We start from the raw sequence: 22,663 nt of genomic DNA, 5'->3' as shown, positions 1-22,663 counted from the left end.
ATCCCTGGTCAGACGCCGAGCGCGTCGCAGATTGGGTCGAGCGTCAAATCGATCTGCCAGTCGCGCGCACCGCGATTGACCATCCGTTCTTCGACCTCATCGCCAGACGGACGCGATGGGTCCAGGGGAGCCCACGCGAGGTAGCGCTGCACCTGGGGCGCCAGGACCACCTCGGGCGCGAGCCCCAGACTCGACGCGACCGAGGCGACAGCGTTGCGTACCGTTCCCAGGCGCGCGGCCGAAGCCTCGTCGATTCGGTTCCACTGGCGAGGCTCCGGGATCGACCCCGGTTGAACGGGCTTGCGCTTGGGGGGAAGCTCATCATCAGTCATGGCGGCGACGCTGGCCAGTGCCCGCATCCACTCGTCTTCGTACTGGCGGGCGACGGGGGAGCGGAACTCGCTGATGCTCATGAGGGCGCGCCTATTACGCGGAGGATTTGAGGCCGCGCGAACAAGGGCCGCGTTGCGCACGAGGCGGCCCGGGCTCAGGTCGATACGCTGAGCAATCGACTCGCGCGTCTCCCACAGGGCCTTCAAGACCGCGAGACCACGGCGGGAACGGATCTTGCCCGCGCCAGGCACAGAACGCCACCGATCGGGTTTAGGGGCGGGAGGAGCGACCGACAAGGCATGGGCAAACTCCTGCTGTGCCCACTCCCAGCGGCCCATCTCATCGAGCCTCTTCGACAGGCGATAGTAGAGTTCGGTCAGCAACTCGACGTCGAGGGCCGCGTAGCGCAGCCACTCCTTGGGCAGCGGACGCACCGACCAGTCCGATGCCTGATGATCCTTCACGAGGCCCAGGCCGAGAATCTGCTCGGCAACGGCGGCCAGGCCGAAACGCTCCAGGCCAATCAGGCGAGCGGCAATCTCAGTGTCGAAGAGAGCCGGGGGACGAAGTCCCACCTGGCGGAGATTTGGCAAGTCCTGCAGGCAATCATGCAGAAGCCAGACGTCTTCCACGCCCGGCTGAAGCACAGACAGGTCCGGCAGCGCGTGTGTATCGATGAGGAACGTGCCGACGTCCTCCCGGCGAATCTGGACGAGGTAGGGGTCTGCGCCGTAGCGGAAACCCTGAGCTCGCTCAACATCCATGGCGATCGGGGTCGAACCAGCGCTCAGCGCGCGGGCCGCCGCCTCAAGATCCTTCCGAGTGTCAATGACGGCAGGGGTCCCCCCACGCGGCTGCGCGATAAGCTCCGGATTATCCGTATCGCCCTGCGGCAAGCCGCCGCCATTGTTGACCAGCACTCAGACTCCTTCGAGATGACGGGCAGGCACAATCCCTGCCGTCCGACGCATCACATCCGCCCATCCGGACAGATGCTCACCAAGATACTCACTGTACGGCGTCCATGACGCGCGGACCTCGACGAATAGGGATGATCCGCGTAGCTCGAGACCACCGAAAGCTTCACTCATTTCCCGCGTCACGGTGCCCGTCATGTCATGGAATCCTGCCCCTGCGCTCTCCAAGCAGTCCAGCGTCCAGCCCCAGACCCCCTCCGACAGCATGGGATCGCCGATCATCTCGGCATCTACCTGGGCGCGCAGCTGAGAGACGATGCGGAACGTACCATTCCAGCCGAGCTGCTCGATAGGATCGTGCAGGATCACCATGCGACCACTCGATAGGGGCTGTCCGGCCTCGTCCTCGTCCGTGGTCCGCATCGCAAGTGCAGCCGTGTAGGGCGCCAAACGACGAGGCGGGGGGACCTCCTCGAGGAGGATGTGCGGCAGGTGGTCCGCCTGCCGCAGGGACAGCAGAGCCCGCATAAACTCCTCGGGCACCGCGTTTTCATTCACAAATCAAATCGTACGGGTGTCCACACGCCTTTTGGGCCAGACGCGCCGCCAACCCCCAGGTCGATAAATAGCCGGTACACGTACCCGGAGGTTGGCGGTTTATCTTACTCGTTTATAGCCCGCGCGGGTTGCGCAGGATGTACGACGTGCGAGGCCCAACGTGCACGACGTCGCCCGAGTGGTACTCGGCGCGATCATCGTCACCCGCCGTGTCAACAACGGTGTGCCAGATGTGACCGTACTTCGTGTCGGGGAGCGTGAAATCGACGGGCTCCGGAGCCGCGTTCAGAAGCAGCAGGAAATCGTCGTCGAGGATTCGACGCCCGTTCGCATCGGGTTCGCGGATGGCGTCGCCGTTGTAGAACACCATCGTCGATCGTGCCCACGGCTGGTTCCACTCCTCCTCCGTCATGTGGGTACCGCCGGGGGTGAACCACTCGATTTCGCCGAGCTCTGACTCACCGCCGCGCTCGGCCGGTCCTTCGAGGAAGCGCCGACGGCGCATGACAGGGTGATCGCGGCGCAGGTGGATGAGGTGGCGGGTAAATTGCAGCAGCTTGTGATCGTGCTCGTCCAGATCCCAGTTGATCCACGAGATCTCGTTGTCCTGGCAGTACGCATTGTTGTTGCCGCGCTGGGTGCGCCCGAGTTCGTCGCCATGGGCGATCATCGGCACGCCCTGAGAGAACATGAGGGTCGTCAGGAAATTGCGCTGCTGGCGGTAGCGCAACTCGATGATGTCCTGATCGTCTGTGTCGCCCTCGGCGCCACAGTTCCACGAACGGTTGTCGTTCGCGCCATCCGCGCCGCCCTCGAGGTTCGCCTCATTGTGCTTTTCGTTGTAGGAGACGAGGTCGCGCAGCGTGAAGCCGTCGTGTGCAACCACGAAGTTGACGGATGCCATGGGCTTGCGGCCCGTTGAGCCGTAGAGGTCTGAGGACCCTGCGAGGCGCGAGGCAAAGTCGGGCAACGAGGAGAACTCTCCGCGCCAGAAGTCGCGCACCGTATCGCGGTACCTGCCGTTCCACTCGGACCACAGGGGTGGGAAGCCTCCGACCTGGTAGCCATCTGCGCCCACGTCCCAGGGCTCTGCGATCAGCTTGACCTGCGAGACGACGGGATCCTGGTGGATCAGATCGAAGAAAGCGGACAGGCGGTCGACTTCGGCGAACTGACGGGCCAGGGTGGAGGCGAGGTCGAAGCGGAAGCCATCGACGTGCATCTCCGTGACCCAATAGCGCAGCGAATCCATGATGAGCTGCAGGACCTGAGGGGAACTCATCAGGAGGGAGTTGCCCGTGCCCGTCGTATCGAAGTAGTGCTGACGGTCCCCGTCGACGAGACGGTAGTAGGAAGGATTGTCGATGCCGCGGAACGACAGGGTCGGTCCCATGTGGTTGCCCTCGGCCGTGTGGTTGTAGACGACATCGAGGATGACTTCGATGTTGGCCGCGTGCAGCGCTTTGACCATTGCCTTGAACTCAGAGACCTGCGCGCCCGGTTCCTTCGTCGCCGCGTAGCCATTGTGCGGGGCAAAATAACCGATCGTGTTGTAGCCCCAGTAGTTCGACAGTCCCTTCGCCTGCAGGGTCGTGTCGTTCGTGAACTGGTGAATCGGCATGAGCTCGACCGTGGTGATGCCAAGCTTCTTCAAGTGTTCAATGATCGCAGGGTGCGCCATGCCGGCATAGGTCCCGCGCAGTTCCTCCGGGACCTCCGGATGACGCATGGTCATACCCTTGATGTGGGCCTCGTAGATGATCGACTCAGAGTAATCGTGGCCGGGGCTATGGTCGCCTTCCCAGTCGAAGAAGGGGTTGACGACGACCGAATGCATCGTCGCGTCGGCGGAGTCACCGCCTTTAAGAGTGAGCGGGTCGTCGGCCTGATAGGAGAGAAGATCGAGAGAATCTGTCAGCTGACCTTCAATCGCCTTCGCATAGGGGTCAAGGAGGAGCTTCGAGGAGTCGCATCGTAGGCCATTCTGGGGGTCCCAGGGGCCGTCAATGCGGTATCCGTAGCGCTGTCCGGCGCGCACCTGAGGCACGTAGACATGCCAGACGTAGGCGTCGACCTCCGTCATGGGGATGCGCATTTCATTGAGATCGTCATCCAAGAGACACAGTGTCACAGACGTCGCGACCGAGGAGTAGATCGCGAAGTTCGTACCGGTTCCATCAAAGGTGGCACCCAGGGGGTAAGCCTTGCCAGGTCGCGTTTCCATACCGTCAAGCCTCCCACGAATGTGGCGTGACGGGCCATAATCCGCGCAAAAATGGTCATGTGACTTGGATAACGGCTGTTTGGTTTTGCGTTCGGGGTGGATCGTCTGTTAAGGTTTTACCCGTTGCGAAGAACGGTTGACGTTCTGAGAAACGCGGATGTGGCTCAGTTGGTAGAGCATCACCTTGCCAAGGTGAGGGTCGCGGGTTCGAGTCCCGTCATCCGCTCGGGCGATTGGCGCAGCGGGAGCGCGCTTCCCTGACACGGAAGAGGTCACTGGTTCGATCCCAGTATCGCCCACGGTCATCCTGGTAACAGGATCGGCGGGCTTTAGCCCGGCCGCACATGCGGTTCACGCGGATGTGGCTCAGTTGGTAGAGCATCACCTTGCCAAGGTGAGGGTCGCGGGTTCGAGTCCCGTCATCCGCTCTCAATCGGGAATCCACTCGATCCCATTGGGTGTGGTGGGTTGGCCGAGAGGCGAGGCAGCGGCCTGCAAAGCCGTATACACGGGTTCGAATCCCGTACCCACCTCGGGCGATTGGCGCAGGGGTAGCGCGCTTCCTTCACACGGAAGAGGTCACTGGTTCGATCCCAGTATCGCCCACCAGTCAGCCGGATCTAACGATCCGGTTTTTTGTTTATCTGGCTCCCACCTTTCCGGTGGGAGCTTTGTCGTGTGTGTGTGGCAGTGGGTATGCGCTGTTGGTTCTTGCTCCTGTGCAGTGTAGGGGTTCCTAACGGCATGGTTGGCGGGCTGGGAGAGCGTCGACTGTCCGCGTGGTCAGGGAGCTAACCGGTGAATTGGTGTCAGTTGAGTGCCTCCTGTTATCCGTTCGGTTTGTTTCCTGAACAGCAGGTTAGTTTGTCGGGCTCTCGGGGCCACTGTTTTCAGCGTTGGCGACACGCCCGAACAACAAATTTTGTCACTTTATAAAGTTGCTTGAAAACTCAGCGAGAATTGCTTTTGTCGATTCAGCCTTTTTCGGTGTTTTCAGAACGTAATTTTTCCATTCTTGACCGTATTGCAGGTGATTGGCATAGACTGATCCGGTATGCGGCGACGCCGTCGCTCATCCCGTTGACAGGAGTTTTCTATGGTTGCCCTGAAGCGCCGTCACTTCGGCGTCCTTCTTGCGACTTTCGCATTGGTTCTGAGTTTCTTCGGTCTGGCGCAGTTTGTTGGCGCTCAGGCCCCTGCGTCCGCAGCTCCCTTGAGCTGTCCGGAGCCGACCACGGATGTGAGCGGCAAGGTCACATTGGATTGGGACAACGCTCAGCTTGTCGACCACAGTGGTCGAGAGACCCATGCTGTTGGTGACTGGTGGGACCTGGGCATCAAGCTCCCGTGGCAGACACAGGGACGCGTGAAGGCGGGCGACTACTTCACCTATGACGCGTCGATCGTGAACTCCGCGACGGGCCAGAGCGTCCTGCGCCCGAACATTACCCGCCAGTTTGAGGTTGTCTCCAATAACGGCGTTGTCGTCGGCTGTGGTACCTGGGGCACTGACGGCAAGGTGACCGTCGTTTTCAACGAAAAGGTCGAGTCTGCCGCGCAGTGGTACGGCCACGTTTCTACGAACGGCCTCACCTACTACACGGGCCCCGGAGATGAGACCTACAAGGTGAAGCTGGGTCAGAAGGTAGAGCGCGAGCTGACCATGCTGCGCCGTACGCCCGGCGTGGCGCGCTACCAGAAGGATGGCTGGCTGACCCTTTCGGACAGCGAGGATGGGGATGAGAATAAGGCCATCATGTGGCGCGTCGTCTTCCCTGCTGGCGATACGGCCGTGACCGGCGCTTCGATCGTTGACGAGGTCCCCGCGGGCTCCAACTGGAACTTCAACTGCGATGTCGTGAACGAGTACACGAAGAACCATACCTACCTCGTGACTGACCCGACGACATCCGCCGGTTTGAACCAGGGCAATGACACCTCGCACGGCGCTTTCGGTGCCGCTGCGCAGGTCGACTGCACGTCGACGAAGGTGACCGTCACGCTCGCCGAAATCCCGGCGAACCAGTCCGCCATCATTCTTCTGCCCGGCCATGTTGCCGGCGCCAAGCGCGCTGGCGACATCAACGGTCTCTTCTCGAACACTGTGAACTTCAATGTCGCGGGCGTGAAGATCACCGAGCCCATCACGAAGGTTCTACGCTACGGCGCATCTGCCGACGCCTACGCCCACCAGACTTTCTCTGTGACCAAGAAGGTGGAGGGTGACCTGCCCGAGTCCGCGAAGGACCTCGAGTACACGCTGTCGATCACTCTGAAGAATGATGCTGATCCCTCGGTGAACAAGACCTTCGAAGCGACCCTCAAGGCTGGTGAAACCTACACCTACCCCACGTCGCTCCCGCTGGGCACCGTTGTCACCGTTTCTGAGGGTGACCTGCCCGCCGGTGCCGACATCACGTGGGTTGATGGCCAGAGCCGAGTCTTTGAGACCGCCGATGGTGTCACCCTCTCTGCGAACAATCGTGAGGCCACCTTCACGCTGAGTGATGATCAGGTCTACTCGTTGACGCTTACGAACGTTCTGGCGCCGACTCCGACCCCGTCGGCCACGCCCTCGACTCCTGCTCCGACCCCCTCGACCACGCCGTCGCCTGCACCTCAGCTGGCGAAGACCGGTACGGATGCTGCCGGACTGGGCGTCTTGGCAGGAATTGTCGCAATTGCTGGCCTGTCCCTCGTGGCTGCCAAGCGTCGCGGTCACTGATGTGATTGGTCAGTGGGGCGTGTGAGCGCCTGACTAACTCTCGCTGGGCGGGATGAGCGTTGCTCATCCCGCCCACTTTTTTCTCCGTTGCGGTGTGTCAGGGGCGAGCTGGCAAGCAGCGATTCGCCCACAAGCGGAGGGGGGAGCGCAGGTGTTTATTTCTCGCATCTGGAACGAGAATAGCTGAATTGTTACGGCTTCCTGTTGAATGGTTCTCGAACTCTTCGGGGAGATGGGGTAGAGAGGCGTCAAAAGACGAAAGTCCTGTCAAAACGGCAGGCTCCTTGTTGCGTTGCGTGTCTGATGAGTGGATGCAGCGGGTGCATCGATGCTGCAACAGGTTATGCGTGCGTGTTATGGGGGACTGAATCGCCTGTTTCAAGCCGATTTCTATCGATTGTTCGTGATAGTCAGCAGGGTGAGAGAGGGTTGTCGCCCTGTGGTGGTTGGGCTCAACAATCGTCAGGAATGGCAGATAATGTGATGAAGCACATTTTTGAGTCGCATATGCGTTTGTGCTGGTCAAGCCTGATTGACCTGCTGTGCGGGAAATTAAAATGGGTGATTTACTCAGTGCTTTCTGAATCTATAGATATACAGGTAAGAGCTGTTTGACAGCAAAATTATATCGAAATAGTTTCTCTCTGATTGTGCAATTGTCGGCTATTTTGTGTCGTTACTCTATAATTATGTGCTTGAGGCGACATAGCCTCACGCCCATCGACAGGAGTAATTTATGGTCGCGTTCAAGAGCAGTCGGCTTAGCGCACTTCTTGTGGCTTTTGCATTGGTACTGACTTTCTTTGGTGCTCTGCAGCTATCTACGACCGGCACTGCGTCCGCTACGGCACTCGCATGCCCCGCCCCGACGACGAACGTCAATGACAAGGTTGATCTCGACTGGGACAACGTGCAGCTGGTCAACCCCCAGGGGAGTCAGGCCAAGACGGTTGCTGATCTGTGGGATCTCGGAGTGAAGCTTCCGTGGAAGACGAAGGGGGCCGTCAAGGCCGGTGACTTCTTCACCTACGACGCGACCGTCGCCGAGGCCGGTAGCGGCCAGCCGATCCTGCGACCCACCGCTGAACGCACCTTCGACGTTCGCTCTGCAAACGGTGTCGTCGTCGGATGCGGTACGTGGGGAACCGACGGCATTGTCACCGTTGTCTTTAACGAGAATGCCGACTCTGCTGCGCAATGGGCCGGTTCCGTCACGACGAGCGCAATGGTTCGCTATACCGGACCCGCGAAGGAGAACTTCCAGGTTCAGGTCGGCAACAAGGTATTGGCAAGCACGCTCAATGTGGTCGTGAAGCCGACTGGTGAGGCGCGCTATGCCAAGGAAGGCTGGCTCGGACTGAACGACAGTGAGGACGGTGACGAGAATAAGGCCATCATGTGGCGTGTCATCTTCCCCGCCGGGGAGCAGTCCGTGACCGGAGGATCGATTGTTGACGAGGTTCCTGCAGGTGAGGACTGGTCCTTTGACTGCGCGACAGTGACCGACTACGTCAAGAAGCACACCTTCGTCGTCGTTGATCCGACCACTCCCGAGGGTAAGCGTCAGAGCAAGGACACGTCGAACGGCGCCTTTGGCGCAGGCTCCACAGTTACGTGCACCCCGCAGAAGGTCACGGTCAACTTCCCGACGATCCCTGCTCACCAGTCCGCGATCGTTGAGATCCCGAGCCGTGTTCAGGGTGCTAAGCGCGCGGCAGATGTGGCCGGTAAGTTCACTAATACGGTCAACTTCAATGTTCCGGGAAAGAATGTCGCGCCTGTTACCAAGGTTGCGCGTTTTGGTGCGGTGGCGGACGCCTTCGCCCATCAGACGTTCTCGGTGGTCAAGAAGGTTGACGGCGAGCTGCCCGAGGGAGCCAAGGACCTCGACTACACCCTCAACATCACCCTGAAGAATGACGCCGATCCGTCAGTGAACAAGACCTACCAGGCGACCGTGAAGGCGGGCAAGAAGTACACCTATCCAGGAACGTTGCCCCTTGGTACGCAGGTGACTGTCTCCGAGGGTGAGCTTCCTACCGCCGATGGTGTCACCTGGAACGAGGCCGAGAGCCGCATCTTCGAGACCGCGCAGGGTGTTGCTCTCAAGGCCGGTAACCGCGAGGTGACGTTCACGCTGAGCGAGGATAACGTCTTCGCGCTGACGCTCAACAACAAGCTCGCCCCGATGCCGACCCCGACGCCTACGCCTACGCCGACTCCGACCCCGACGCCGACCCCGACGCCGACTCCGACGCCGACGCCTACACCGACTCCGACGCCTACGCCTACGCCGACTCCGACTCCGACGCCCACGCCGTCGGAGAGCCCCACGCCGTCGGAGAGCCCCACGCCGACACCGACGCCGTCGGAGAGTCCGACGCCCACGCCTACTCCGACGCCAACGCCCACGTCGACCCCGTCGACACCTCCGACGCCGCGTCTGGCGAAGACGGGCACAGATGCAGCGAGCCTCGGCTTCCTGACGGGCCTCGTGGCAATTGCAGGAGTGTCGCTGGTGATCGCGCAGCGCCGTCGCAGCTGACACATTCCCTGAAAGAAGCGCGGATGAGAAGACGACCTCTTCTCATCCGCGCTTTTCCGCGTGATCCTGCCGCATGTGCGCGAGCGTACGGCTATCGGGATACAGATGGAGGCGCCGAGGAGCGTTTCCGATCGCGAGGCGCTCACAGAGCGCGCACGTAGACGCGAGCCTCCCACGGTCTCATCGATGCGCATGGGGGGAGGGAACAATCCTCCTCGTTGCGCCCGTCAGGAGAACCACCTGCGCCCGGCTCGTCCACATTGCCCAGGTACAGTGTCCAGCGTGACGGCGTCCACGCCTCGTCGGGGGAGGGGAAGTACGGCGCACGAGCGGTACCCGAGAGGTTCACCATCACGAGAACCTCGCTGCACGACGCGCGGCGACAGTACGTGAAGAGCGCGGGATCACCGACGTCGATCCGATCGAATGTGCCGTCAGTCAGTGCGGGAATGCGGTGGCGAGCATCGATCAGCGCCTTGTAATACGACAGGATTGAGCTGGGATCCTGCATTTGCGCCGCGACGTTGATCCGAGAAGCCGACGGCGGGATGCTGATCCAGGGATGGGCGGAGGTGAAACCGGCGGTGGGGGAGTCGTCCCACTGCATGGGAGTGCGCCCGTTATCGCGCGACATCGCGGCCACCCCGCCGGGCACGTGGTTGTCGCCGCAACCGGCCAAATAGTTGAGGGATTCAACGTCACGGAAATCGGAGGGGGCCGAGAAAGAACCTCCGAGCATCCCTATTTCCTGACCCTGATAGATGAAAGGTGTCCCGCGCTGCAGGAAGTAAGCTGTCGCGAGAGCCGTAGCCGACTCTCGCCAATACGCCTCAGCATCGCCGAATCGGGCGACCGAACGAGGCTGATCGTGGTTCTCCAGATACAGAGCGTTCCAGCCGCGTTGCCCGAGCGTCTCCTGCCAACGAGTGAAGACATCGGCGAGCTCGCCCTCCTGGAGGGGGCGAGGTGAGAACTTCCCGTCTTCGAGCCCCACATTCATGTGTTCAAACTGAATGAGCATGTTGAACTCACCGCGCTCCGGCGCGCAGAACAGCAGCGCGGACTCAGGAGACGCGTTCGAGGCCTCGCCGACCGTGAAGGTACCCGGATGATGGGCGAACGTTCGCGCGTTCATCTCCTGTAAGAACTCGTGCAGGCGAGGGCCATCCGCGTAGAGCTCATGCCCGACACCGAATGGGGCGCGAGCCGGGCCACCATCGGGGAGCCCTGGTGCCTTAGAGATTACGTCGATGGCATCCACTCGGAAACCGTCAACGCCACGGTCCAGCCACCAGTTCATCATCTCGTAGACGGCTTCGCGCACCCGGGGGTTCTCCCAGTTCAGATCGGGCTGCTCGCGGGCAAAAAGGTGCAGGTAATACTGGCCTGATCGAGGGTCGTACTCCCAGGCCGACCCACCAAAAAACGACTCCCAGTTGTTCGGCTGCGCACCGGGTGTTCCCGGCTCCATGCCGGGGCGTGCGTCACGCCAGTAATACCAGTCGCGGCGCGGTGAATGAACGGACGAGGCAGACTCGAGAAACCACGGGTGTTCGATCGACGTGTGGTTGACGACGAGATCCATCACAATGCGCATACCGAGCTCATGCGCGCGTGCGACCAGACGATCAAAGGCCGCGAGGTCCCCGAAGAGTGGATCGATATCTCGATAGTCCGAGATGTCGTAGCCGTTGTCTGCCTGCGGAGATCGATAGATAGGGGAGATCCACACGATGTCGATGCCCAGATCTGCCAGGTAGTCCAGGCGCGAACAGATGCCCTCTAGGTCGCCGATACCGTCGCCATTCGTATCCTGAAACGATCGGGGGTAAACCTGGTAGAGGACGGCGTTCTTCCACCAGGGCGAGGCGCTGGTGTACGTGTCGGGGAGCAGTTCCGGGCGGTGGATCATGAGAACTCGCGGGGGCGACTTACTTCGTATCGAGCGTTGCGTTGGCGATATACCGTCCGTTGCTCAGATCCTGGATGGCGTTGCAGGTGAACGCGAACGTGCCATTCTTGCCGGATGCGATCGTCCCTTCGAAGGTGCCCTTCATGACGTACTGCGGATTGCCCTGGTCGGTCTTACCATCGCGCTGAATCGTCCATTCCGTGAGGTTCCCCGATGCCGCGGACTTACTGAGAGCGCTCTTGCACTCGGCGAGAACACTGGACTCCTCGCTATCGGTGAGTGGGTCGTTCCCGTTCTTGTCTCGAGGCTTGGAAGAGCCGTGCCCGGAGCCGGACGATGATCCCGAAGAGGAGCCGGACGACGAGCCCGAGGAGGACCCAGACGAGGAATCCGTGGGGGATGACGCCGTCGGCGTTCCAGACGCGGGTGCCTGCCCGGATGACCGAGGTCTGTTGCTCGTCGCGACGGCAGCAAAAACGATCATGAGGAGGATGACGAGGACGGCGACGATAATGCCGATGATGAGTCCTGCGTGCGAGTCTTTCCTCGGTGGCATACCACCGCCAGATCCGTAGGAGGGGCCACCGGCGGGCTGCATCTGGGGCAGGACAGGCGGTGCGCCGTAGTAGGCGCCCTGGCCCTGCCCATATCCAGTGCCCATCCCGCCTGCGGACCGAGGCGTAGACGGTGCTCCGTACGTCGCCCCACCCTGCGTGCCGACCGGATACTGGCCGTTCGGCGCCTGAGGGCCGCCCCATTGAGATGACTGGTTGGGGGCGTAGGGGTTGGACATGGGGACTCCCTGATGTCGATGGAGCGAGACGTTCGGAGACTGTGGCCGATCCTCCAGTCGCTGAACGCCTCAGAAAGGTAAGACGAGCAACTGGACGGGTGTTGTTTCTACTGGAAGGTCGTCTCAATCAGACCCGTCGCCGGGTCGTAGTCTGCCTTGCAGTTGAAGTCACCGTCGACGGCCTCGTTGTTTTTGGCTTTCCTGCCGGTCACGTGACCCGTGTACTCGTAGGTTTGCTTACTCGAGGTCGAGGAAACAAGGGTGAGCTGCTGATTCGTGATCGATGCGCCCTTGATTGCCGTGTTGATCTGGCTCTCGCAGGTGGACTTAATCATCTTTTCGACTGCCGGGTCGGATCCGCCATTCGAGCCCTTCGAGGAGCCCGTGCCGGTGCCAGATCCCGACGTCGGTGAAGGCTTGGAGCCGTAGGTGGGCGATGAAGAAGGCTGGCTCGTGGGCTTTGATCCGTATGACGGAGAGCTTGACGATGTGGGCGAGGGGCTTGCTGAACGGTCGTCTTGAGCGGAAGACGAGGCGTATGCGAACACCACATAGATGACTATTGCCACGACGAGGGCAACGACAAAAGAGCCAGCAATGATCGCAATGATCTTTCCGTTGTTGGAGCCCGAAGGCTGCGGGCCCATTGGCCCGCCAGGGTAGGCAGGCTGGCCGTACGGGGAAGCACCGTAGCCGACCTGGGGAGACTGCTGGGGGTAGCCGCCCTGCTGGTTTCCGCCCTGAGGGTAGCCTCCCTGCTGGGGGTATCCGCCTGCGCCCTGCTGAGGCTGGAACGGCTGTTGATTGTGCTGCGAAAATGGCGAACTCATAGCGAACTTTCGTAGAGGTGAGAGAGGTCTCAGGGATAGTTCTGTATCCTACCAGGCGCTAGGCTTGGGGCATGACAATCGACTACCTGACCCGGCCTCGCCCCCTGTCGCCCCGCGACGACATTCTGCCTGTCATCATCGGTGGAGACTTCGGCGTGTATGGAATCGGGCGCTGTTTCAACGAAGCATTTGGTTGCCGATGCATCTGCGTCGGCTCCCAACCCACGGAGTCGATCACGCGGTCACACTTTTTTGATGTCCGGCACGTGAGCGCTCACGCGAGCGATGCGCAGCTCCTCGACGTCCTGATGAGCATCGCCGGTGAGCACGCGGATAAGAAACTCATCCTGATGGCGAACCACGACATCTTCTCCGCGTTCGTCGCCCGCAATATGGAGGCGCTGTCGAGGCACTACGCAGTGCCTTTCCCGACCGAAGAGGTCATGGATCGACTTACCGATAAGGAAGAGTTTGCGCGCGCGTGTGAGCGCGCGGGGATTGACTCGCCGGGCACGGTCGCGGTCGATTTTTCCGACGTTGACGACGAGGCCTGGGTCGCCCCGGACATTCCGTTCAGTTTCCCGGTTGTCGCCAAGTCCGCAAAGGGCGAGCCCTACGACGTTCTCGATTTCGACGGTAAGCGCAAGATCTGGTTCATCGATACGCCCGAGGAGCTGGCGCAACTCTGGAAGACCCTGAAGGATGCAGGATTCCGCGATACTTTCCTGGTCCAGGAGCTGATCCCCGGGGACAACACGGCGATGCGATCGATCACGGCCTATGTCGACTCGCATGGGAAGGTGACGCTCATCGGTTCGGCCCGCGTCCTGCTGGAGGATCACGCCCCCACAATGATCGGCAACCCGGTTGCCATGATCACCGAAGACTTCCCCCAGCTGTGGGCCGACGCATGCACGCTGCTCACCGAGAACGGATATCGCGGATTCGCAAACTTTGACGTGAAGATCGACCCTCGCGACGGTCGTGCCCTCTTCTTCGAGGTCAACCCTCGAATTGGCCGTAACAATTGGTATATGGCCGCTGCCGGTGCGAACCCGATGATCCCGATGGTCGCAGACCTTATCGACGGACAGGAATGTGAGCAGGTTCAGGCCAAGGATGAAATCCTGTATACCCTCGTTCCTGACTCGCTGCTCCTGCACTACATCACCGATCCCGAGCTGCGAACGCGCGTCAAACGCATCATCCGGGAGGGGCGCCGCTTCGACCTGCTCCTGAACCCGACGGAGAAAGATCTGCGACGTAACCTCACCGTGTGGCTCCAGAAGCAGAACCATCGTCGTAAGTTTGCCCGCTACTATCCGGAGCCTACCGAGACGTCCTACTGACGTCACCTCTTTTCCGTGCCTAGCCCCGGCCTCGTCGGCGGGGGAGTAGGCCCTGATAGACTGACCCCCTACGCGACCGATTATTCCGACCAACGAGGACACCATGACGACAACCGCACTCGTGCCCATTTCCAAGGACGATAAGATCGCTGCGGTCTCTGGCTTCCAGGACCGTTCACTTCCCATCGAGCAGACGTGCGTGTGGGAGACGTTCGAGGAGTCCCAGGGACACGGGGTGTGGGGTCGCTACGCGTGGTGCGAGGACGACTCGAAGATCGCGTTCATCACGCTCTACAAGTACTCGGTGCGCGGCGTCCACTACCTGTGGGCCAAGTGGGGACCGGCGTGGGTGAAGGAAGCGACCCCTGAGCGCGAAGCGGCACTGCGTGCCGACCTCCTGCGTGAAATCAAGGCGAAGGATAAGTCGGTCGCCTTTGTGCGCCTGCACGCCATCTACCAGCACCCCGATCTGTGCATGCCGCTGCAGACAATCTCCTACGACCGCACCGTCGTCATCGACACCAGCGGAAAGAGCGAGGAGGCAATCCTCGCCGCCATGCCCAAGGCCGGCAAGCGCTCCATCCGCTCGGGCCTGAAGAAGGGCAAGACCGAGGGCATCACCTTCCACGAGGACACCGCGAACGCCGCCGAGGTCATCGACGAGTACTACGCCGTCATGGAGGAGACCGCCCAGCGAGACGGCTTCCGCCCGCACCCCAAGGACTACTACCTCACGCTCCTGACGATCCTCGGCCCCAAACATGCGCGTATCTTCTCGATGCGCGACGCCGAGGGCAACATCTTGTGCTGGGACTTCTGCCTCGTCGAGGGAATCCGCGCGCAGGCCGAGTACGGCGCCTCCACCGAGGCCGGCCGACGCCTGCGCCAGCCCCCGGTCCTGGACTTCCTGGCCGCCGAATTCCTCGCCCGTGACGGCGTGCGCGAATTCGACCTCATGGGTGCGCACTCGCCGCGCTGCCCTGAGCTCTACAGCGTCGGCAAGTACAAGAGCGCGTTTGCCTCACACTTCACAGACGTTCCCGGCGGATGGGACATGCCGATCAAAAAGGCGACCTATCGTGCCCTCAGCGCGGCGAAAGCCGTCAAGGACTGGCGTGCCCGCTCCTGAAGCGTTCGCGCCACGGGGATAGAATCCCACTAACAACACAATCTCGCGTACCTCATGAAACTAGGAGACACAGTGCCCGATATCTCGCTCGTCATTGACGGACATGAACAGACCGTACCGGCGGGGACCACGGGCACGACGTGGTTCGAGAAGTCTCGCGATGTCGTCGCTATCAAGGTTGACGGAACTCCGCGCGACCTCGAGACTCCCTTCGAGGAGGGCACGACCGTCGAGGCCATCACGCTGGCTAGCGAGGACGGCCTAAACATCCTGCGCCACAGCGCTACGCACGTGCTCGCCCAGGCCGTCCAGGACGTTTTCCCGGACGTGAACCTCGGCATCGGCCCCTTCATCACCGACGGTTTCTACTACGACTTCGGCAACATCGACGCAGTCACCCCCGAGCTGCTGCGCGAGCTCGAGAAGCGCATGAAGCGCATCGTCAAGGAGGGGCAGCGCTTCGTGCGCCGCGAAATCTCCGAAGAGGAAGCAGTCGTCGAGCTCGCCGCTCAGCCCTACAAGCTTGAGCTCGTCACGACCAAGGGTAAGGGCGCAGAGGGCGCTTCCGTCGAGGTTGGCGGCGCCACGCTCACCATGTACGACAACGTCCGACGCGACGGCTCCGTCGCGTGGAAGGACCTGTGCCGCGGTCCCCACCTGCCCTCCACCAAGCTCATCGGTAACGGCTTCGCGCTGACCAAGGCCTCGGCTGCCTACTGGAAGGGCGATCAGTCGAACGATCAGCTCCAGCGCATCTACGGCACCGCGTGGGCCACCAAGGAAGACCTCGTCGCCTACCAGGAGCGCATCAAGGAGGCCGAGCGCCGCGATCACCGTCGCCTCGGCGCCGAGCTGGACCTGTACTCTTTCCCCGAGGAGATCGGCCCCGGCCTCGTTGTCTTCCACCCCAAGGGCGGCATCCTGCGCCACGAGATCGAGTCCTACGTCACCGACCGTCACAAGAAGGCCGGTTTCGACTTCGTGCACACCCCCGAGATCTCCAAGGGTGGTCTCTTCCACACGTCGGGCCACCTGCCCTACTACGCGGACACGATGTTCCCGCCCATGCTCGTCGACGAAGAGCGCGACGAGGACGGCAACGTGACGAAGGCAGGCCAGGAGTACTACCTCAAGGCCATGAACTGCCCGATGCACAACCTCATCTTCCGTTCTCGCGGCCGCTCCTACCGTGAGCTGCCCCTGCGCTTCTACGAGCTGGGCCACGACTACCGCTACGAAAAGAGCGGTGTCGTCCACGGCCTGACCCGCATGCGCGGCTTCACGCAGGACGACTCGCACACCTACTGCACCCCGGAGCAGGCTTCCGAGGAGATCCGCACGCAGATCGAGTTCTTCCTGTCGATCCTGTCCGCCTTCGGTCTGAAGGACTTCTACCTCGAGCTGTCCACGCGCGACGAGGACGGTAAGAAGAAGGACAAGTTCATCGGCTCGGACGAGGATTGGGCTGCCGCCACGAAGGCCCTCGAGGATGCCTGCGCTGCGACCGGTCTCGACCTCGTTCCCGATCCGGGTGGCGCCGCCTTCTACGGTCCCAAGGTCTCCGTGCAGGTCAAGGACGCGATCGGCCGGACCTGGCAGATGTCGACGATCCAGTACGACTTCAACCAGCCTGAGCGCTTCGACCTGGAGTACACGGCGGCCGATGGTAGCCGTCAGCGCCCCGTCATGATCCACTCCGCGAAGCTCGGATCCGTCGAGCGCTTCATCGGCGTTCTCACCGAGCACTACGCGGGTGCGTTCCCGGCGTGGCTGTCTCCCGTCCAGGTGCGTCTCATCCCCGTCGCCGAGGCCTTCGATGACTACGTCAAGGACGTCGCTGCCAAGCTGCGTGAGCGTGGCGTGCGCGTCGAGACCGACCTGTCGGACGACCGTTTCGGTAAGAAGATCCGCAACGCCTCCAAGGACAAGGTTCCCTTCACGCTCATCGCGGGTGGCGAGGACGTCGAGGCTGGCGCCGTGTCCTTCCGCCTGCGTGACGGTTCGCAGCACAACGGTATTGCCGTTGACCGCGCGATCGAGCTGATCGTTCGTCATATCGAGGCACGCAACAACGCGGACCAGATCGACGGCCTCGACGAGGCGTGAGAGACATGAGCCGCGACGCCGGTTCCGACTCGATCGGTACCCCGAACGGCCCGTTGCCCACCGAGGACGCCCGCTCGCTCGCGGGTGTCCCGGACGGCTTCGGTCGTTTCTGGACCCCCTATCGGATGGCCTACATCCGCGGCGAAGGGAAGCCTTCGGATGCCTCGGATGTCGGATGCCCGTTTTGTACGGCACCCGGTAAGGACGACCAGTCGGGCCTGATTGTCTACCGGGGACGCACCTGCTTCGTCCTCATGAATCTGTTTCCCTATAACTCCGGGCACCTGCTCGTGTGCCCGTACCGCCATGTCTCCGACTACACGGAGCTCACCGACGAGGAACGCATCGAGCTGGGTGACCTGACGGCCACCGCCATGCGAGTGACACGTGCCGTCGCTGCCCCGGCAGGCTTCAATCTGGGGATGAACCAGGGTGAGGTCGCTGGGGCCGGTATCGCGGCTCACCTGCACCAGCACGTTGTTCCGCGCTGGCTGGGGGATGCGAATTTCCTGCCGATTATCGCTCAGACGAAGGCCGTCCCCGAGCTGCTTGAGGACGCCCGCGCCCGGCTGGCCGCCGCCTGGCCCAAGGAGAACTGATGCTCGGAAACCACGGACGTTCTATCACGAGGGCTATCTTCACTCCGCTCGCACGCGTCCTAGCGCGCGCGGGGGTGACGCCCAACATGGTGACGGTTGCCGGAACGGTCGCGACCGTCGCAATCGCTGTCATCTGCATCCCGCAGGGGTGGATCTGGCAGGGAGGTATCGCTCTCGCGGTCGTGATGTTCGGCGATTCCGTCGATGGGACGCTTGCACGCATGACGACGGGTGGCACTCGCTTTGGTGCCTTCCTTGATTCGACGCTCGACCGGCTGGGTGACGGCGCCGTGTTTGGCTCCCTGACTGCGTACGCGGTCTTCCAGATGGACAACACGTTCGTGCGCACGTGGTCGATCATTGCCGGCATCTGCTCGATCGTGGGCGCGGCTGCCGTCCCCTATGCTCGCGCGCGTGCGGAATCCGTAGGTGTCGTGGCCAAGTTGGGTGTCGCCGAGCGAACCGACCGGCTCATCATCGGCATGGGAACGGCCATGCTCATGAGTCTCGGCCTGCCGGAGTGGGTGTTCGCGTGCGGCCTGACGTGGGTGGCGTTTGCCTCATTCGTCACGGTGTGCCAGCGCATTTGGTTTACTGCCCGCCACATTGACGAAGGAACCCAGTGAGTTTCTCACCCCTGTCGCTCGCTTTTTCTGTTGCGCCCCGCCTTCCGCTACGCCTCGTCATGCGCATGGCGGATGCGGGTGCATTGATCGCGGCGAGACGTGGGGGAGCCATGATCGAGCGGCTTGCCTCCAACATGGCACGGTTAACCGGAGAAAATCCATCGGATGCTCAGGTACGCGATGCGGTTCGCTCCCATATCCGCAACTATGCCGAACAGCTGATGCTCGGATCGCGTCGCGGTGAACCGTTGCTCGAGGGAGTGTCCTTTGAGGGATTCGAGGCCTTGGCACAGGCGAGTGAGGATGGACCTGTTGTCCTCGCCCTGGGACATTCGGGCAGCTGGGACCGTGCAGGTGCGTGGGTCTGCGCGCACGGCCGTCGCATCGTCACCGTCGCTGAGAAAGTTGAGCCTCCGTCACTCTTTGAGCGCTTCGTTTCTCTGCGCGAAGGACTGGGTATGGAAGTTATCGGCGTCGCGAAGGGTGAGTCTGTCTTCTCGACTCTCGTTGAACGAGTGCGCGGGCGGGGCGTGATTGTGCCGCTTCTGGCGGATCGGGACATTTCCGGCTCGGGTATCGAAGTGGATTTTGGGACGCAGCGGGCACTCGTCGCCGCGGGGCCTGCCGCGCTGGCGACAAAGCTTGAGCGCCCACTGTTCGCGGCGTGCATTACTTACGAGAACGAGAGCCCGACAGGGGCCGATGTGCGTGTGCGTTGCGTCGGACCGATTACGGTGGACGAGGCGGCACTGCAGGGATCCAACCGTATCGAGGCGCTCACGCAGGCGTGGGTGGATCAGTTTGCTGCCATGATGGCGTCGAAGCCTCAGGACTGGCACATGATGCAGCGGGTGTTTGTCGAGGACCTTGACCCCGAACGGCTTGCGCGCGCGAGGGCCGAGCACGAGAGGAAGAATCGATGAAGATCGGGATCGTGAATCCCTACTCCTGGGACGTGCCCGGGGGAGTGGGCTTCCATATTCGTGACCTTGCGTTGAAGTTGCGTTCACGCGGTCACGATGTGCGGGTACTGACCCCTTCGACCTCCGATGACCTGCCCGAGTGGATCACATCCGCTGGGTCATCAGTGTCGATTCCCTTCAACGGGTCGGTGGCGAATATTTCTATCAAGCCCAAGGCCCTTGCGCGCACCCGTCGCTGGCTGGCGGACAACGATTTCGATGTCGTGCACGTCCATGAACCCGTTGTGCCTTCGGTGTCGATGGCTGCTGCGATGCTGTCGAGTGCACCTCTCGTGGGTACGTTCCACGCGGCGCTTGGACGGTCGGTGTCTCGCGCGATTGCGTCGGCTCCGATGCGCCTGTACATGGAACGCATTGGCGTGCGCATCGCCGTCTCTGAGGAGGCTCGACGTACCCTGATTGAGCACCATGGGGGAGATGCCGTCATTATCCCGAACGGCGTGGAAACAGCATCGTTCCGCACGGCTCAGCCCCTCGATCAATGGGTTGCGACGGACGAACGACCGGTTATCGTGTTCCTTGGCCGCCTTGATGAGCCGCGTAAGGGGTTGGGTATTTTCGCCGGTGTGATCGAGCGGGTTCTCGAGGCCATCCCCGGCGCGCGTTTCTTGATCGCGGGGCGCGGAGATGCCCCCGATATTCGCGCGGCTGTGGCGCGTTTCGGTGATTCGGTCTCGTTCCTGGGTGGAATCAGCGATGAGGAGAAGGAATCCCTCCTTGCTGGTGCATCGATCTATGTGGCACCGCAGACTGGTGGAGAGTCTTTCGGTATCGTCCTCGTCGAGGCGATGGCGGCCCGAACCACCGTTGTGGCCTCCGACATTCCGGCCTTCCGAGCCGTTTTGGAGGATGGTCGAGCGGGTGCACTCTTCGACACCGGTAGCAGCGACTCGCTTGCTTCAGCGCTTGTGGAGCTGTTGGGCGACCACGAGCGACTCGATGCCCTCGCGGATGCGGGGCAGCGTGCGTCCGCGCAGTACGACTGGGAGGTCGTGGCGGATAAGGTCTTTGAAGTCTACAAGCTCGCTATCGCCATGGGCAGTCCCGCGGACTCGGGTTCGAGGCGCGCGCGTGACCTGATTCGTGGGCGCGACGACGAGGAGTACCTCCGATGATTCACGTCTCTCCTTGGACCGTCGTTCTGATCTGTGTGAGTCTCGTCGTGGCAGCCCTCGTTGCCGGCGTCGCCATCACGCGTGCGCGTCGACTCGATCGCCTCCATCAGCGCATCCTTGCCACGCGCGACGCGCTTTCACGACTGCTGCTGCGTCGTGCCTCGGAAGCGGAACTGCTGGCTCACGCGGCGGGTCTTGAAAGCGCGGGTGGCCCCAGCCTCGTCGATGCCGCACGCACGTACATCCAAGACGGTGGCGATCAGCTCACGACAGACGGGCTCGACCGGCGTACAAGCGCTCAGCGTCAGGCCGATCGCGTCGAGGTCAGCGCCCGGCTCGAGCGAGCATCGGCGTTGACACGCGCGATCCGAGAGACGCTCACACCCGACGTGCGCGCACGTATTGAAGAGGACCCGCAGGCAAAAGCGAGACTCGAGGCACTCGACGCGACGTGCTACCGTATCGAACTCACTCGAAACGTCCACAACGTCGATGTCACGGGAGTCCGCGCCTTGCGTTCCGCACGAATGGTAAAATTGCTCCGGCTCGCCGGACACGCGCCGGTGCCCGAGCCCATTGACTTTGATGACGACACACATATCGGCGGACGGGGATACTGACATGAACACGACCCACTGGGGAGGGCCGGGAGAAGACTACCGCCTGAAGAAAATCAGCAGCGTCAACGTCGACATGGTGAACGGCATGTCCGCGCCCGCCCCCGACGATGCTGCGCCCGTGTGGCAGACGCCGAAGGCGCGGCATTCGTTTCCGTGGCTTGAGGTCATCATCACGACGGTCAGCACCATCGGTTTCATCGCGCTCGTTATCTTCTGGCTGAGCCCGGCGTCATCGGGTGTCGTATCCCTCGTCCGGACGAGCCTTCTCGCGCTCCTTCCTCTGCTCATCGTCGTCAGCTTCATCCTGTTCATCGACCGCTGGGAGCCTGAGCCGTGGAAGACGAAGGGTGCTCTCTTTCTCTGGGGAGCGGGGGTTGCCACGATCTCTGCCGGTATCCTGAACACGGCCCTTCAGGAAAACATCATCCTCTCGATCGGTGACGTCAATCAATCCAACGCTCTCGCCGCCACCTTTATCGCTCCGCTCATCGAAGAGACCCTCAAGGGGTTGGGTGTTCTCATCGTCGTCATCGTGCGTCGAACCAACATCAATTCGATTATCGATGGCGTCGTCTACGCGGGTTTTTCTGCCTGTGGATTCATGTTCGCCGAGGACATCCTGTACTTCGTCCGGGTCGATGATCCCGCAGACAGCGGTCTCCTGTTTACCTTCATTATGCGAGGAATCGCCAGCCCCTTCGTGCATGCCATGGCGACCTCGATGACAGGTATCGGCCTCGCCCTGGCGCTCATTAAGTTCAAGCGCGGCTGGTCGAAGACCGGCATTGTCCTTGTGTTCTGGTTCTTCGCGATGGTCGTCCACTTTGTGTGGAATGGAACCGCGTCGTTCCTGGGTCGCTACTTCGTCCTGATCTATCTCGGGATCGAAATGCCAGCCTTCGTGGTCTGGGCGGTCACGCTCATCATTTTGTCCCGGAAGGAAGCCGAGAAGATCCGCGTCGGACTCGTCCCGTACGTGCGTACCGGGTGGCTCATTCCCGGCGAGGTCACGATGGCCACGGACAGGCGAGCGCGCAGGGCCGCCCTCAAGTGGGCACGCAGTGGCGGACGCGAGGCCAAGCGAGCCATGCGGTCCTTCCTCGTCAACCTCGCCTCGCTGGGCATGGATCAGCGACTCATGGCCAAGCACGGTCCTGACCGCGCACGCATCGATAACGATGAACGCATGCTGGCCGAGGCCGTCGAGAATAGGCGCGAATTCCTGCGTCTGACGTCTATCGCCGAGCAACAACAGGACGTGACCGACGCCGTGTCCCGCCTCGCACAGGCACGCTAAGA

General features: G+C 61.8%; 17 protein-coding genes and 5 tRNA genes. 16 read left to right on the top strand and 6 right to left on the bottom strand.

Annotation, left to right across the window (positions count from 1 at the left end; all coding sequences use genetic code 11):
- Positions 1–8: 8 nt before the first annotated feature.
- The 3 genes from QP415_RS01095 to glgX form a co-directional block, all read right to left on the bottom strand.
- Positions 9–1,253: an HRDC domain-containing protein gene (locus QP415_RS01095; RefSeq protein ID WP_285098059.1), complete on the bottom strand. Its 1,245-nt coding sequence runs from the start codon at positions 1,251–1,253 to the stop codon at positions 9–11.
- A complete protein-coding gene (locus QP415_RS01090) occupies positions 1,254–1,778 on the bottom strand; it encodes a DUF3000 family protein (protein ID WP_048677651.1) in 525 nt (174 codons plus the stop codon).
- 142 nt (positions 1,779–1,920) lie between these two features.
- A complete protein-coding gene (glgX, locus tag QP415_RS01085; protein ID WP_285098057.1) occupies positions 1,921–4,032 on the bottom strand; it encodes a glycogen debranching protein GlgX in 2,112 nt (703 codons plus the stop codon).
- Positions 4,033–4,185: 153 nt separating this feature from the next.
- Here glgX and QP415_RS01080 point away from each other — a divergent pair.
- The 7 genes from QP415_RS01080 (at position 4,186) to QP415_RS01050 (ending at position 9,302) form a co-directional block, all read left to right on the top strand.
- Positions 4,186–4,258: transfer RNA gene (locus tag QP415_RS01080), tRNA-Gly, on the top strand.
- A 1-nt stretch (position 4,259) separates the two neighbouring features.
- Positions 4,260–4,331: transfer RNA gene (locus QP415_RS01075), tRNA-Val, on the top strand.
- Positions 4,332–4,387: 56 nt separating this feature from the next.
- A tRNA-Gly gene (locus QP415_RS01070) sits at positions 4,388–4,460 on the top strand.
- Positions 4,461–4,494: 34 nt separating this feature from the next.
- A tRNA-Cys gene (locus QP415_RS01065) sits at positions 4,495–4,565 on the top strand.
- Position 4,566: 1 nt separating this feature from the next.
- Positions 4,567–4,641, top strand: a tRNA-Val gene (locus QP415_RS01060).
- Between the two features lie 487 nt (positions 4,642–5,128).
- Positions 5,129–6,757 (top strand): DUF5979 domain-containing protein, encoded by a 1,629-nt coding sequence (locus QP415_RS01055; protein ID WP_285098055.1) that lies wholly within the window; start codon positions 5,129–5,131, stop codon positions 6,755–6,757.
- A 736-nt stretch (positions 6,758–7,493) separates the two neighbouring features.
- A complete protein-coding gene (locus QP415_RS01050) occupies positions 7,494–9,302 on the top strand; it encodes a DUF5979 domain-containing protein (RefSeq protein WP_285098054.1) in 1,809 nt (602 codons plus the stop codon).
- A 142-nt stretch (positions 9,303–9,444) separates the two neighbouring features.
- On the opposite strand, the gene QP415_RS01045 is transcribed toward QP415_RS01050, so the two are convergent.
- From QP415_RS01045 to QP415_RS01035, 3 genes are all read right to left on the bottom strand, one after another.
- A complete protein-coding gene (locus QP415_RS01045) occupies positions 9,445–11,214 on the bottom strand; it encodes an alpha-glucosidase (protein WP_048677188.1) in 1,770 nt (589 codons plus the stop codon).
- A 19-nt stretch (positions 11,215–11,233) separates the two neighbouring features.
- Complete coding sequence (locus QP415_RS01040) at positions 11,234–12,007, bottom strand: hypothetical protein (RefSeq protein WP_048677190.1); 774 nt, start codon at positions 12,005–12,007, stop codon at positions 11,234–11,236.
- Positions 12,008–12,114: 107 nt separating this feature from the next.
- Positions 12,115–12,837, bottom strand: a complete 723-nt coding sequence (locus QP415_RS01035; RefSeq protein WP_048677192.1) for a hypothetical protein — start codon at positions 12,835–12,837, stop codon at positions 12,115–12,117.
- 71 nt (positions 12,838–12,908) lie between these two features.
- On the opposite strand from QP415_RS01035, the gene QP415_RS01030 reads away from it, so the two are divergent.
- The 9 genes from QP415_RS01030 (at position 12,909) to QP415_RS00990 (ending at position 22,661) form a co-directional block, all read left to right on the top strand.
- Positions 12,909–14,186 (top strand): carboxylate--amine ligase, encoded by a 1,278-nt coding sequence (locus QP415_RS01030; RefSeq protein ID WP_048677194.1) that lies wholly within the window; start codon positions 12,909–12,911, stop codon positions 14,184–14,186.
- 103 nt (positions 14,187–14,289) lie between these two features.
- Entirely contained in the window at positions 14,290–15,315 is a 1,026-nt protein-coding gene (locus tag QP415_RS01025) for a lipid II:glycine glycyltransferase FemX (protein ID WP_048677196.1), read from the top strand.
- 72 nt (positions 15,316–15,387) lie between these two features.
- A complete protein-coding gene (gene thrS, locus QP415_RS01020; RefSeq protein WP_285098045.1) occupies positions 15,388–17,421 on the top strand; it encodes a threonine--tRNA ligase in 2,034 nt (677 codons plus the stop codon).
- A gap of 5 nt (positions 17,422–17,426) precedes the next feature.
- Complete coding sequence (locus QP415_RS01015; protein WP_016461783.1) at positions 17,427–18,020, top strand: HIT family protein; 594 nt, start codon at positions 17,427–17,429, stop codon at positions 18,018–18,020.
- Positions 18,020–18,646: a phosphatidylinositol phosphate synthase gene (gene pgsA, locus QP415_RS01010; protein ID WP_285098040.1), complete on the top strand. Its 627-nt coding sequence runs from the start codon at positions 18,020–18,022 to the stop codon at positions 18,644–18,646. Before QP415_RS01015 ends, pgsA begins: the two co-directional genes overlap by 1 nt.
- Positions 18,643–19,569: a phosphatidylinositol mannoside acyltransferase gene (locus tag QP415_RS01005; protein WP_285098038.1), complete on the top strand. Its 927-nt coding sequence runs from the start codon at positions 18,643–18,645 to the stop codon at positions 19,567–19,569. Before pgsA ends, QP415_RS01005 begins: the two co-directional genes overlap by 4 nt.
- Complete coding sequence (locus QP415_RS01000) at positions 19,566–20,744, top strand: glycosyltransferase family 4 protein (protein WP_285098036.1); 1,179 nt, start codon at positions 19,566–19,568, stop codon at positions 20,742–20,744. The genes QP415_RS01005 and QP415_RS01000 overlap by 4 nt, the downstream gene beginning before the upstream one ends.
- Positions 20,741–21,364: a hypothetical protein gene (locus QP415_RS00995; protein ID WP_285098034.1), complete on the top strand. Its 624-nt coding sequence runs from the start codon at positions 20,741–20,743 to the stop codon at positions 21,362–21,364. The genes QP415_RS01000 and QP415_RS00995 overlap by 4 nt, the downstream gene beginning before the upstream one ends.
- A gap of 1 nt (position 21,365) precedes the next feature.
- Positions 21,366–22,661, top strand: coding sequence for a PrsW family intramembrane metalloprotease (locus tag QP415_RS00990; RefSeq protein WP_285098032.1), 1,296 nt, complete (start codon positions 21,366–21,368; stop codon positions 22,659–22,661).
- The last annotated feature ends 2 nt before the right edge of the window (positions 22,662–22,663 follow it).

Source organism: Pauljensenia sp. UMB3104, from assembly GCF_030217285.1.
Lineage (GTDB): Bacteria > Actinomycetota > Actinomycetes > Actinomycetales > Actinomycetaceae > Pauljensenia.
Note: the sequence above shows the minus strand (reverse complement) of the source record. Positions and strands in the feature narration are given on the sequence as shown.

What these genes read in the sequence shown, in the direction of transcription:
- QP415_RS01090 (WP_048677651.1), bottom strand. Translation starts at nt 1,778, where the DNA reads ATGCGGGCTCTGCTGTCCCTGCGGCAGGCGGACCACCTGCCGCACATC.
- glgX (WP_285098057.1), bottom strand. Translation starts at nt 4,032, where the DNA reads ATGGAAACGCGACCTGGCAAGGCTTACCCCCTGGGTGCCACCTTTGAT.
- QP415_RS01055 (WP_285098055.1), top strand. Translation starts at nt 5,129, where the DNA reads ATGGTTGCCCTGAAGCGCCGTCACTTCGGCGTCCTTCTTGCGACTTTC.
- QP415_RS01050 (WP_285098054.1), top strand. Translation starts at nt 7,494, where the DNA reads ATGGTCGCGTTCAAGAGCAGTCGGCTTAGCGCACTTCTTGTGGCTTTT.
- QP415_RS01045 (WP_048677188.1), bottom strand. Translation starts at nt 11,214, where the DNA reads ATGATCCACCGCCCGGAACTGCTCCCCGACACGTACACCAGCGCCTCG.
- QP415_RS01040 (WP_048677190.1), bottom strand. Translation starts at nt 12,007, where the DNA reads ATGTCCAACCCCTACGCCCCCAACCAGTCATCTCAATGGGGCGGCCCT.
- QP415_RS01035 (WP_048677192.1), bottom strand. Translation starts at nt 12,837, where the DNA reads ATGAGTTCGCCATTTTCGCAGCACAATCAACAGCCGTTCCAGCCTCAG.
- QP415_RS01030 (WP_048677194.1), top strand. Translation starts at nt 12,909, where the DNA reads ATGACAATCGACTACCTGACCCGGCCTCGCCCCCTGTCGCCCCGCGAC.
- QP415_RS01025 (WP_048677196.1), top strand. Translation starts at nt 14,290, where the DNA reads ATGACGACAACCGCACTCGTGCCCATTTCCAAGGACGATAAGATCGCT.
- QP415_RS01015 (WP_016461783.1), top strand. Translation starts at nt 17,427, where the DNA reads ATGAGCCGCGACGCCGGTTCCGACTCGATCGGTACCCCGAACGGCCCG.
- pgsA (WP_285098040.1), top strand. Translation starts at nt 18,020, where the DNA reads ATGCTCGGAAACCACGGACGTTCTATCACGAGGGCTATCTTCACTCCG.
- QP415_RS01000 (WP_285098036.1), top strand. Translation starts at nt 19,566, where the DNA reads ATGAAGATCGGGATCGTGAATCCCTACTCCTGGGACGTGCCCGGGGGA.
- QP415_RS00995 (WP_285098034.1), top strand. Translation starts at nt 20,741, where the DNA reads ATGATTCACGTCTCTCCTTGGACCGTCGTTCTGATCTGTGTGAGTCTC.
- QP415_RS00990 (WP_285098032.1), top strand. Translation starts at nt 21,366, where the DNA reads ATGAACACGACCCACTGGGGAGGGCCGGGAGAAGACTACCGCCTGAAG.